This is a genomic window from Sphingomonas sp. OV641, assembly GCF_900109205.1.
Taxonomy (GTDB): Bacteria; Pseudomonadota; Alphaproteobacteria; order Sphingomonadales; family Sphingomonadaceae; genus Sphingomonas.
Map to the genome: position 1 here is coordinate 166088 of NZ_FNZB01000003.1, position 12321 is coordinate 178408.

At 64.1% G+C, this 12321-nt stretch carries 8 protein-coding genes and 1 tRNA gene; 4 read left to right on the forward strand and 5 right to left on the reverse strand.

Going from position 1 to position 12321, the window contains the following annotated elements; translation table 11 throughout:
• Nucleotides 1–174: 174 nt before the first annotated feature.
• Both BMX36_RS14730 and BMX36_RS14735 read left to right on the forward strand, forming a co-directional pair.
• Nucleotides 175–2004: a DUF885 domain-containing protein gene (locus BMX36_RS14730; RefSeq protein WP_177179164.1), complete on the forward strand. Its 1830-nt coding sequence runs from the start codon at nt 175–177 to the stop codon at nt 2002–2004.
• Between the two features lie 6 nt (nt 2005–2010).
• The gene (locus tag BMX36_RS14735) at nt 2011–2706 is read left to right on the forward strand and encodes an HPP family protein (protein ID WP_066782243.1); all 696 of its coding nucleotides are present in this window, start codon (nt 2011–2013) and stop codon (nt 2704–2706) included.
• A gap of 214 nt (nt 2707–2920) precedes the next feature.
• Here BMX36_RS14735 and BMX36_RS14740 read toward each other — a convergent pair whose 3' ends face one another.
• The 5 genes from BMX36_RS14740 to BMX36_RS14770 all read right to left on the reverse strand — a co-directional run bounded on the left by BMX36_RS14740 (nt 2921) and on the right by BMX36_RS14770 (nt 6179).
• Nucleotides 2921–3340, reverse strand: coding sequence for a hypothetical protein (locus tag BMX36_RS14740; protein WP_256210829.1), 420 nt, complete (start codon nt 3338–3340; stop codon nt 2921–2923).
• A gap of 57 nt (nt 3341–3397) precedes the next feature.
• A complete protein-coding gene (locus tag BMX36_RS14745; protein ID WP_371262920.1) occupies nt 3398–3760 on the reverse strand; it encodes a DNA/RNA non-specific endonuclease in 363 nt (120 codons plus the stop codon).
• Nucleotides 3761–4551: 791 nt separating this feature from the next.
• The gene (locus tag BMX36_RS14755; protein WP_093066652.1) at nt 4552–4992 is read right to left on the reverse strand and encodes a hypothetical protein; all 441 of its coding nucleotides are present in this window, start codon (nt 4990–4992) and stop codon (nt 4552–4554) included.
• Nucleotides 4958–5392: a DNA/RNA non-specific endonuclease gene (locus BMX36_RS14760; protein WP_093066654.1), complete on the reverse strand. Its 435-nt coding sequence runs from the start codon at nt 5390–5392 to the stop codon at nt 4958–4960. Before BMX36_RS14760 ends, BMX36_RS14755 begins: the two co-directional genes overlap by 35 nt.
• A gap of 711 nt (nt 5393–6103) precedes the next feature.
• A tRNA-Thr gene (locus BMX36_RS14770) sits at nt 6104–6179 on the reverse strand.
• A 139-nt stretch (nt 6180–6318) separates the two neighbouring features.
• Here BMX36_RS14770 and BMX36_RS21745 point away from each other — a divergent pair.
• A complete protein-coding gene (locus BMX36_RS21745; protein ID WP_066779014.1) occupies nt 6319–7140 on the forward strand; it encodes a PAS domain-containing protein in 822 nt (273 codons plus the stop codon).
• Between the two features lie 59 nt (nt 7141–7199).
• On the forward strand, nt 7200–11822 hold the full coding sequence (locus BMX36_RS14780) for an NAD-glutamate dehydrogenase (protein ID WP_093066656.1): 4623 nt from the start codon (nt 7200–7202) through the stop codon (nt 11820–11822).
• Nucleotides 11823–12321: the final 499 nt, after the last annotated feature.

Genomic DNA, 12321 nt, shown 5'->3' on the forward strand with positions numbered 1-12321 from the left:
TCTGGCAAGCGGCTCTTGAACTGTCTCGGTTAAGCCGGCGCCTCTCACGTTCAAACTTCGGTTGCGCTCACCGAAAGGTGATTTCGCAGCAGCAACGCATTTCAAAACAGGCGCATTGCTGGCATTTGGCGGCTCGCTCCCGATCCGCGGGCAGCTCATTTGAAAGATCCTTCCTTGCGCGCCCTTCTCCCGCTTCTCTTGTCCGCCGCCGCAACGACGCTTTCCGCTGCCAGCGCCACTGCCCAGGTCGCTGCCGCTGCGTCTGCACCTTCCGTCCCTGCCGGTGACACGGCCGTGGAGGGAGCGAAGCTGCGCCAGATCTTCAGTGACAGCGACGAGGCGAGGCTGCGGCGCAATCCGGTGGAGGCGATCTTTCGAGGTGATCTTCGCTATGCCGATCGGCTCGGAGATTACCTCACCCCCGCTTACGAACGGGCGGAGCGGCAGGCGCTGGTGGATGACCTGAAAGCGCTGCAGCGGGTTGACCGTGCCCGCCTCTCCCCGGTGGATCGGATCGCCTTTGACGTATTCAAATCCGATCGCGAGCGCGACTTAAAGGGCTATGCGCCGGAGGTCCTGCGGATCAGCGAAGTGTTGCCGATCAATCATTTTGCCGGCTTGCAGACCTTTTATCCGGAGTTCGCCTCCAGCCAGGGTGCAGCGCCGTTCAAATCGGTGCTCGACTATGAGAACAATCTGAAGCGCAATGCGCAATACGCCCAGGTAGTGGATCGGATGATCGCCCGTGCGCGTGAGGGGATGAAGCGCGGCATCATGCCCCCGCGCCTGGTCGTGCAGAACGTGATCGGCCAGCTGGACAATATTCTGGCAGGCGCATCGGAAGCTTCGCTTTTCTATCAGCCGGTCACCAAATTTCCCGCGGCGGTGGGCGCGGCCGATCGCACGCGCCTGGCAAAGGCCTATGCGCAGCAGGTGCGTGACGTCCTGAACCCGGCGCATCGGCGCCTGCGCGACTTCCTCCAGAGCGAGTATCTGCCCAAAGCGCGCGAGACGGTTGGTTTGTCGGCGCTGCCCGGCGGCCGTGCGCTCTATGACTATCAAATCGAAGCCAGCACGACCCTGCCGCTGAAGGCGGATGCCGTGCACGAACTGGGTCTGAGCGAAGTCGCGCGTATCCTTGCCGAGATGGAAGCGCAGAAGGAGCGTGCCGGCTTCAAGGGGACGTTGCCGGAGTTCTTCCAGCACCTGCGCACCGACCCGCGGTTCCAGCCCAAGTCGGCGGAAGAGATCGCGGCCGGCTATGCCGAAATCGGCAAGAAGGTGGACGCCCGGGTGCGCGAGCAGTTCAGCCTGATCCCCAAGACCCCGCTCGAAATCCGCCCGGTCCCTGCATTTCGCGAGAAGACGGCGGCGGCGGGATCCTATCAGTCGGGAACGCCGGACGGTTCGCGGCCGGGCGTCTTCTACTATAACACCTACGATCTGCCGAACCGGTACCTCTGGGGCATGGAGACGCTGTACCTCCACGAAGCCGTGCCGGGCCACCATTTCCAGATCAGCCTGGCGCAGGAGAATGACAGCCTGCCCGCCTTCATGCGCTTCGGCGGCAACACCGCTTTTTCGGAAGGGTGGGGGCTTTATGCCGAGACGCTCTATCCGGAACTGGGTTTGGAAACCGATCCTTATCAGCGCATGGGCGGTCTGAACGATGAAATGCTGCGCGCCATGCGCCTTGTTGTCGATACCGGCATTCACGCCAAGGGTTGGACCCGCGACCAGGCCGTCCGCTACATGCTCGACAATTCGCCGATGCCGGAAAGCGATGCGGCGGCGGAAGTGGAGCGCTATATCGCCATCCCGGGGCAGGCGCTTGCGTACAAGATCGGACAGCTGACGATCCTGCGGTTGAAGGCAGAGGCGCGCCAGGCGCTCGGCGCTCGTTTCGACCCGCGCGCCTTCCATGCCACCGTTCTGGATACTGGCGCTCTGCCGATGCCGGTGCTCGAGCGGAAGGTGGCCGACTGGATAGCGGGCCAGAGGTAAGCGAACATGGCGCCTGTCTTCCGTGCAGTGCTGGCCGGCGGATCGCTGCGCGATCGGATGATCGCCAGCGCCGGCGGGCTGGCCGGAATCGTCATCACGGCGGCGACGAGCTTTCTGCTGCTGAAGACCACGGCGCCGCTGCCGATGATCGTCGCGCCGATGGGGGCATCCGCCGTCCTGATCTTCGCGGTGCCGGCCAGTCCGCTGGCGCAACCGTGGCCGGTGATCGGCGGCAACATCATATCAGCACTCGTGGGTATCACCGTCGCGCGCCTGGTGCCGGAGGTGGCGCTGGCAGCAGGACTGGCCGTTGGCGCCGCGATCCTGGTCATGTCGCTGCTGCGCTGCCTGCACCCACCCGGCGGCGCGGCGGCACTGACCGCCGTTGTCGGGGGCACGGCGGTCACGTCGGCGGGATATATGTTCGCGCTGGTGCCGGTGGGCATCAACGCCGCGCTTCTCACCCTGGCCGGCTTGTTGTTTCACCGCTTCTCCGGCCATTCCTACCCCCACCGGGCCGGGCCGCTCCCGAAGCCGGCCGATCGCTCGTCCGATCCGCAACCGGAGGACATTGACCGTGCCCTCGATGACCTTGGCGAAACGTTCGACATCAGTCGGGAGGATCTGGCGCTTCTTGTCGCGCGGGTATCGCATCATGCCAAAGCCAGGTCTGCCAAGAGGCCCGAAGCTCGCGTGAAGTAAGCGGCAAGAGCGAAGGAATGGCGTCAGCTGAACCGCAGCGCAGTTGATCAAGCGCTGTGTTCACGCCGCAGGCGGCACGCCCTGTGATCTGTCGCGCGCCGGTGTTTGTGATGAGATTCAGTTTCGGAGAATGGTGCCCCGTAGAGGACAAAGCTGGGCACTCAGATCATTGGGACATTTCCATGCTTCGCTGAACGATCGGCCGGGCCGCGACCTAAAGGTCGTAATCCGGCGCGTCGTCCTCGGGGGGCCAGGGCGGATATACGATCGGCTTCTCGCCGAAGTGTCGCCGAACCGCCCGTGCGCGCCGCTCCACAAGATCCTCTTCGGCATCGATTTCGTCGGGATAGATATAGACTATTTCGAACTTACCGTCGCGAAGCAGATATTCCATTTCCGCCCACCGATCCTCGCCCTCCTGTGCTTCCCACAGGTCAAGCAGCGCGTAAGGCAATCCCTCTATCACCGGCCGCCGATAAAGGATCTGGTTGCCGAGTTCCTTGAAGATCGATTCGCCGACCATGTTCCGATCGAGCTGGGCGTAGAGCAGCGTTGGTTCGACCGGATATTTACGATCCTCCATCAGCAATTGCCCGATCTCGTTGAGCAGCTTCTCGGCCTCATCGTTTGCCACGGTTTCGCTCCGATCGTTCGTTGGGAAATTTCAGGCTCTTCTCGTCGCCTCGACCGTTCACCACACGTCGATCACCGATGGTCGCACGGAATTGCCGCTGAACTGCGGCACAATCCTGACCGTAACAGTCTTTCCGCCTCGCTTCTTTCTCGCCCACTCATCCTCGAGCAAGCGATAGCCGCCCCGATTGAAGTTGGCATCCTGCGCGAAGTGATTGAACGCCTCGGTCGGCCCGTTGAAGCGCGCCGCGATGTAATGGCCGCCATCGTCGCTCGCCCGACGTTCTGCGCCGCCCGCCTGCGCTTGCGAAGCGCGAGAACGGATCGGAACATTGGTAACCGTCAGCGCACCAGAAACGCGCCGCGTGCGCTCGCGCGCGTCGATTTGATAGGTATAGCCGTTGCGCAGATCGTGCGGAATTCTGCGCTGGACGCGCTTGCGGGTCGTGTGGCAGTTTTGTTCGTCTCGGAAGCGCGATCTGAAGACGCAACGGCAGTTACCGCACCCGGTGAATTCTTTGTACGACGGTTTGGATCAGGTGATCCCCACGTACCTGACGCTCCCGCTCCGCCGAAGGTACCGCCGCCGCCTCCCGTGCATCCGCCACCAGTCCATGCGCGTTGAGCGGACGGCTTGTGAGCGGATGACTTTGGAGCCGCGGCATGGTTGCCCTGGGAGGTGCGCGTCCGGTCATTGGAAACGGCGCGGTTTGCCGAATTTTGCGATCTTGGCCGGGATGACCGGGCCGACCAATCTCCTGAACCGGTCGCGCCGCCACCGCCACTCTTACCGCCTCCGCCACCAGGAAACCCACCCGCGCCCCACTGGCCATAATGCCGTCCGGCACCGACGAAGGTGAAACATCCGGTTTCTGGATCATGCCAGGGATTGAGCTTGAGTTCGATCCACTCCGCATTTCTCAAGGAGGGCAACCTGCCTGTCCGCAGCCATATTGAAAAGGCGCGCCGTCGCTCATTGTCCGGTATCGATCATGATGCCCGGCTATCCACGCGGCGAGAACATTTCAGCAACATTTACCAACATGTCAAGCCGAAGTCGGCCGCCGTCTTGCTAGGCACCGCGATGGCGTGCCCATGCTCGTCCTCTATGAGGTGCGATTTCACGAGTGTAGTGCCCCTCAAAGGCCAAAGATGGGCACTCAGATCATTGGAGAATATCGGTTCTGCGTCGAGCGTCCGGAAAGACGTAACTTACAAACCATAGCTTTGAAGTTCGTCTTCCGTGGGTAGAGGCGGGTAGACAATCGGCTTGTCTCCAAAATGCCGCTGCAGCGCACGCTCGCGTCGCTCGGTCACGTCTTCCTGCGGATCGATCTCATCCGGATAGAAGTAGGCGACGTCGAATTTGCCGTCGCGGAGCACATATTCCAGCTCCGACCACCGATTTTGCCCGTCCTGCGCTTCCCACAATTCGAGTAGCGCGTAGGGCAAGCGCTGATTTATCGGCCATCTAAAAAGTAACTGGTTACCAAGTTCCTTGAAGATCGATTCTCCGATCATGTTGTGATCAAGTTGGGCATAGAGCAGCGTAGGCTCAGACGAATATTCACCATCCTCCATCAGCAATCGGCCAATCTCGTTCAACAGCTGCTCTGATTCAGTTTCCGCCACGGCGCTTCTCCGATCGCTCATTGGGAAATCCTAAACTCTTCGTTTTGCCATCAACCGTCCACCACACATTGATCGTCGATGGTCGCACGGAATTGCCGCTGAACTGCGGAACGATCTTCACTGTTACCGCCCGTCCGGCACGCTTGTCCCTGGCCCATTCATCCTCGAGCAGACGGTAGCCACCCCGGTTGAAATTGGCATTCTGCGCGAAGTGGTTGAACGCCTCGGTCGGCCCGTTGAAGCGCGCCGCGATATAGTGGCCACCGTCGTCGCTCGCGCGGCGTTCTGCGCCACCCGCCTGCGCTTGCGAAGCGCGAGAACGGATCGGAACATTGGTACCGTCAGCGCACCAGAAACGCGCCGCGTGCGCTCGCGCGCGTCGATTTGATAGGTATAGCCATTGCGCACGATCGTGCGGAATTCTGCGCTGGACGCGCTTGCGGGTCGTGTGGCAGTTTTGTTCGTCTCGGAAGCGCGATCGGAAGACGCAACGGCAGTTACCGCACCCGGTAAATTCTTTGTACGACGGTTTGGATCAGGTGATCCCCACGTACCTGACGCTCCCGCTCCGCCGAAGCTACCGCCGCCGCCTCCCGTAAATCCGCCACCAGTCCATGCGCGTTGAGCGGACGGCTTGTGAGCGGATGACTTTGGAGCCGCGGCATGGTTGCCCTGGGAGGTGCGCGTCCGGTCATTGGAAACGGCGCGGTTTGCCGAATTTTGCGATCTTGGCCGGGATGACCGGGCCGACCAATCTCCTGAACCCGTCGCGCCGCCACCGCCACTCTTACCGCCTCCGCCACCAGGAAACCCACCCGCGCCCCACTGGCCATAATGCCGTCCGGCACCGACGAAGGTGAAACATCCGGTTTCTGGATCATGCCAGGGATTGAACTTGAGTTCGATCCCCTCCGCATTTCTCAAGGAGGGGAACCTGCCTGTCCGCAGCCATATTGAAAAGGCGCGCCGTCGCTCATTGTCCGGTATATCGATCATGATGCCCCGCTATCCACGCGGCGAGAACATTTGAGCAACATCTGCCAACATGTTAAGTCAAAGTTGGCCGCCGTCTTGCTCGGCACCGCGATGGCGGGCCCATGCTCGTCCTCTATGAGATGCGATTTAACGAGAATGGTGCCGCTTACAGGACTCGAACCTGTGACCCCCGCATTACGAATGCGATGCTCTACCAGCTGAGCTAAAGCGGCATTGGCGCTCTGGTGAGCGCGCTGGAGCGGGGCGCCTAGCAGCCTGTGCGGGCGAGCGCAAGCGGGTCTCGAATTTACGGGCCCTTTACCATGCGGATCGCAGAAGCGGATCAGGGCATGGGCTCAGAGGACGAACATCATGGATATCCGCGGCTTCGATGAGGCGCGTGCCGGGCGGGGCAGTGATCCCACGGAAGGGGGGATCGGCGAAGCGACCAAGGTCATTGGTGGCGATGAGCGGCGCATGCACGTGCGCGCGTACAACCATTGGGTTTCCCTGCTGAAAGGCCGATCCTATCCGGCGATCGAGGATCTGGAGACGGCGGGGCCGACCGACTTCCAGGCTCATGGCGTGCTCCTCGACTTCACGGGCGGCATGGATGATCCCGCGATCAGCGCCATCGGCGAGGCGCTGAGCGAAGAATGCGGCGTGCATCAGGAGATCAGTCGGATCTCGCAGGTGCCTGCCCGATCCTTGCTGTCGCGGCTGACCGATCAATATCTGCAGATCATCGCGAACCGCGCGCCGATCGGCTTCGAGGCGGAGTTTGTCGGCACTCGCGGCCACAACACCCTGTATCGCGGCATATTGATGCCCTTCTCCTCGGACGGGGAGATGATCGACCATGTCTATGGGGTGATCAACTGGAAGGAGATCGTGGGCGCGGCAGAGCAGGCGCAACTTGATGCGGAGCTTGCCGCTGCGGTGCGCAGCCAACCGCGAATGGAGGCCGCGCCCGCCATCTGGGCCGATGGCCCAAGCGCCTCGCGCGACGAGGGACGTCGCCTTGATGATGTCCAGCGTGCCCCATTGGCGACGCTGGCGCTGGATGTGCCGGCGGGCGCGGAGCAACTGGTGGTTCTCCTCGCGCGGGCACGGGGCGACGGCATGTTCGATGTCGTGGGCGCTATCCCCGACGATCAGGATCTCGCGGATCGAGCCGCTGCGGCGCTTTCCTGAGATAGTTGCATCCGAAACAAGGGTTGAGCCGCGCGCGACTCGGGCGCATAGGCTCGCCCATGTCGAAAACCTCGATGAAGGCGCTGACACAGGCGCTCGCTGACCGGCTGACCAAAGGCGCTCTGCCGGGTGAACTAAACGGGTTCGGACCACAGGAGCAGGTTGACGCCGCCGCCTTCCTGGCAGGGACCGCTCAGGTGCGGGCGCCGGGCACCGCTGCGGTCGCGTTGGAGACGCTGCCCGGCGATGGGCCGCAGCGTCGCATGCGGCTGGCGATCGTCAACGATGACATGCCGTTCCTGGTTGATTCGATCGCCGGCGCAATCGGCGATCATGACATCGCCATCGATCGCATCATCCACCCGGTGGTGCCGGTGCGGCGGGACGCGGACGGCGTTCTTGAGGGAGTAGACGACGGCGGCTCACCCGAATCGATGATCTACATCGAAACGGAGCGCGCCGACGCGCGCGATCGGCGCGAGTTGATCGACGCATTGGTCAGTGATCTTGCCAATGTCCGCGCCGCGGTGGCCGACTGGCGCCGGATGCAGGCAACGCTGGCGGCCGATGCGGCAACGATCGAGGATACGGGCGGCGACCATGAGGGCGCGGCGCTGATGCGGTGGTTCCTCGACCGGCATTTCACGCTGCTCGGCCATGAGCGCTGGATGGCGGACGGCGCCGTCGATGGCGAGCCGTTGGGCATCGCGCGCAGCGCGCATGAGCCGCCGCTGCTTGCCGAACGCTCCCGCCGGCTGGCCATTGATTATTTCGCCAGTGGCAAGGCAGCTCCGCTGCTCCTGAAATCCAGCCTCATCTCTCCCGTCCACCGCCGTGTGCCGCTGGACCTGGTTGTGGCGCCGATCCATCGCGGGGCAAAGATTGCCGGCCTGTCGATCCATGCGGGGCTGTGGACATCGGCCGCGCTGAAGGCTCCGCCGCGCAGCGTGCCCGTGCTGCGGCAGCGATTGGCTGATCTGGAGGCGAAGCTGGACTTCGATCCGACCGGCCACACCGGCAAGGCGCTGACCCATGCGATGGCGACACTGCCGCATGACCTGGTGACGGCCGTCTCTGCGGACGCCGTAGAGGAATTGGCGCTGACGGCGATGAGCCTCGCGGATCGGCCCCGGCCGAAGCTGGTGCTGGTCCGATCGGCCCTGGGTCGCCATCTGTTTGCGTTCGTCTGGCTGCCGCGTGATGACGTTTCCACCACCCGGCGCGTCGCGATCGGCGACATGCTGGCGGAGGCGGCGAATGGCAGCATCCTGAACTGGTCGATCGCGCTGGAGGACGGCCGGGTCGCGCTGATCCGCTATACCATCGATCTGCGCCAATCGGGCGTGATGCCCGAAGTAGAGCCGCTGGACGCGCGGCTCGAGAAGATGGTGCGCGGCTGGGAGCGCGAGGTCGAGGCGGCACTGGCGGATCGTATCGCGCCATCGCGTGCGGCACGGCTCGCAATCCGCTGGGCGGGTGCATTCCCGCTCAATTATCGCAACATCTCGACTGCGGAGGAAGCGGCCGAGGACGTGCTTCGGGTGTCCGAGCTCGCCGACGAGAGCGACCGCGCGGTGCACATCTATCCGCCTGCTCCGGGCGCCGATCATCGGCTGAAGATTTACAAATCGCATGGCGCGCTCGCGCTCTCCGAAGCAGTCCCTGTGCTGGAGAATTTCGGTTATCGCGTGATTGGCGAGCTGCCGACGCGACTTCGCGAGGACAGCGACAGCTTCGTTCACGATTTCATCGTTCAGCCGCAAGGTGACGTCGCGAACATCGATCGCGACGTACTGGAAGGCGCCATCACCGCCGTTCTGAAGGGGGCGGCAGAGAACGATTCGCTGAACCGTCTCATGCTGATGGCCGGCCTAACGCCGTCCGCCGTGCTGCTGTATCGGGCCTGGTTCCGTTACTTGCGACAGGCAGGGCTGACCTATGGCCTGACCACTGTTGCGGAGGCGCTTGGCCGCGCACCCATGCTGGCCAAGGCTCTGATCAACCGCTTCACGTTGGCGCACGATCCCAACGCCACGGGCGATGTGGACGCGATCGATGCGGAGATCGCCACCGGGCTCGATGCCGTGACGGCGATCGATGATGATCGTATTCTGCGCGCGTTCAAGGCGGTGATTGGCGCGACTCTGCGGACCAACGCCTTTGCGCCGGCAGCGGCGGAGGCGCTGGCCTTCAAGCTCGACAGCAGCCGCATCCCGGGTCTGCCGGCGCCGCTGCCATGGCGCGAAGTGTGGGTCTATTCGCCGCGCGTGGAAGGTATCCACCTGCGCGCCGGACCGGTCGCGCGCGGGGGCCTGCGCTGGTCCGACCGCAGGGACGATTTCCGGACGGAGATCCTTGGCCTGATGAAGGCTCAGCGCGTCAAAAACGCCGTGATCGTGCCAACCGGTGCCAAGGGCGGGTTCTACCCGAAGCAGCTGCCCAATCCTGCAAGCGATCGCGATGCATGGATGGCGGAGGGAACGGAGAGCTATCGCATCTTCATCCGCACCTTGCTGTCGATCACCGACAATATCGTTGCCGGCAAGGTCGTGCATCCGGAGGGCGTGCGCGTTCACGATGGCGAGGATCCGTATTTCGTCGTGGCGGCGGACAAGGGAACCGCGACGTTCAGCGACGTCGCCAATGCCATCGCGCTGGATCGCGGCTTCTGGCTGGGCGACGCCTTCGCCAGCGGCGGCAGCCAGGGCTATGACCATAAGGCGATGGGCATTACCGCCAAGGGCGCCTGGGTATCCGTGCAGCGTCACTTTGCCGAGCGCGGCGTGGACGTGCAGAAGGACGTCATCCGCGTGGTCGGCTGCGGCGACATGTCGGGCGACGTATTCGGCAACGGCATGCTCCTGTCTCAGACGCTAAAGATCGTCGCAGCGTTTGATCACCGTCACATCTTCCTCGATCCCGATCCCGATCCGTCGAAGAGCTGGACGGAGCGCGCGCGGCTGTTCAGCCTGCCGCGATCGAGCTGGGAAGAATACGACAAGGGCCTGATCTCGGCCGGCGGCGGCGTTTTCCCGCGCAGCGCCAAGACGATCCGTCTGACCCCAGAGGTGAAGGCGGCGCTGGGCGTGAGCGCGGACGAGATGGAGCCGGCGGCGCTGATCTCCGGGATACTCAAGGCACCGGTAGACCTGATCTGGTTCGGTGGCATCGGCACCTATGTGAAGGCGGCGTCGGAGAACAATGCCGCGGTGGGCGATCCGGCCAACGACCGTCTGCGCGTCGATGCGGAGGATGTTCGCGCCACGGCGATCGGCGAGGGCGCGAACCTGGGTGTCACGCAGGCCGCTCGCATCGCGTTCGCGGCACAGGGCGGCCGGATCAACACCGACTTTATCGACAATTCGGCCGGCGTGGATTGTTCAGACAATGAAGTGAACATCAAGATCGCGCTCAATCGCGAAATGGCGGAGGGGCGGCTGTCGTTCGATGATCGCAACGTGCTGCTGGGTGCGATGACGGACGATGTGGCACATCTGGTACTGGAGGATAACCGCCTCCAGACGCTGGCCTTGTCGATTGCCGAGCGTGGCGGTGTGCGTGCCGTGCCCAGCTTCGTGCGGGCGATCGAGATCTTCGAGGCGGCGGGTCGCCTCGATCGCCGTGTCGAGGGGCTGGCGGGCAACGAGGATCTGCTGCGCCGCGCTGCCGAGGGCAAGGGGCTGACCCGGCCCGAACTCGCTGTGCTGCTGTCCACCGCCAAGCTTGCGCTGCAGGATGCGATCGAAGCGGCAGGGCTGGGGGCGGATCCGCTGCTCCAGCCGGATCTTCGCGCCGCTTTCCCGGGCGAAATGCAAGAGCGGTTTGGCAATGCCATCGACCATCACCAGCTGCGCGGCGAGATCGTCGCCACCAAGCTTGCCAACCGTATCGTCAACCGGATCGGTATCCTGAACCCGTTCGAACTGGCCGAAGAGGAAGGCGCGGCGCTGGGCGACGTTGCCGCCATGTTCGTGGTGGTCGAACGGCTGTTCGATCTCGGCACGCTGTGGCGCGACATCGAAACGGGGAGCATGTCCGAGGACGGCCGTATCGCCCTGTTCGACGGTGTGGCGCGCGCCGTACGATCGCAAGTCGCCGACCTGCTGCGCGTGGTCGCGCCCGGCACCTTGCCCAGCGAGGTTCTGGAGCGGATCGGAAAGGGCGTCGCCCGGCTGCAGGGGCAGGCAAGTGAGCTGCTGTTGCAGGAGGCGCGGGCGGAAAGCGCGCGCATGGCCGACAAGCTGGCGGCGGCAGGCGCGCCTGAGTCTCTGGCGGTACGCGTCGTCCGCTTGCACGAGATGGACGGTGCGATCGGTCTGGTCGATCTCAGCGCAAAGTCGCGGACGGACGAGACCGAGCTGACGCGCGCTTATACACGGCTGGGCGAAGCTTTGGGGCTGGACTGGGCGCAGGCGGCGGCGGCGCGGCTGGAGCCGTCCGATCCATGGGAGCGGCTGCTCGTGGCGGGGCTGGTGCGGGACTTCGAGCAGATGCGGCTCGACTTCCTGACGCGCGAAAAACCGCGCGATTCCAGCGCCGCGATCGACGCCTGGCTGGCCGAGAACGAGGCGCCGGTGGCGCGGTTTGCGGCGGTCATCAGCCGGGCGCGGCAGGCGAGCAGCCCGACGGCTGCCATGCTGGCGCAGGTCGCGGGGCAGGCGCGGATGTTGCTGGGACGGTAATCGGGGATCGGCCTCTCTCCGGGCGGGAGGGGCCGATTTGCTCGGCCGCTCGCGATAGCGGCGCGGCCTCTTGTTGGCGACGATTGGCCTGTATGCGGAGGTGATTGGCCTCGGCAGACCGGCGTGCGGCCATGCAGAGGAGAAAGCTGCCGGACCGTCCGGGATGCCGCAGCGATCATGTGGCGACGCCGACGACGATTGCGCCCCTGGTTCCAGCGGCCATGAGCGAGAGCGCCGCGGGCGTCTGTCGGTATCGATCGGCCTGTATGCGGAGAGAAACGGCCTAGAGCGCGAGGCGGCTGGCCTCCGCGCAACTAGGGTTTGAGCCAGCCGGACGGATCCGCCTCCCCGGCCGAGGGCGAAGTCCGGCTGCGCAACAAAGTTGGCAGGCACACCCGCTTTTTCCAATGCCTTCCCACCTGGACCCCGGCCTTCGCCGGGGAGGTGCTTCAAGGAGCCTGGGTCAACTCTCGGAGGTGCCGGGAGCGGCCCGGCACCC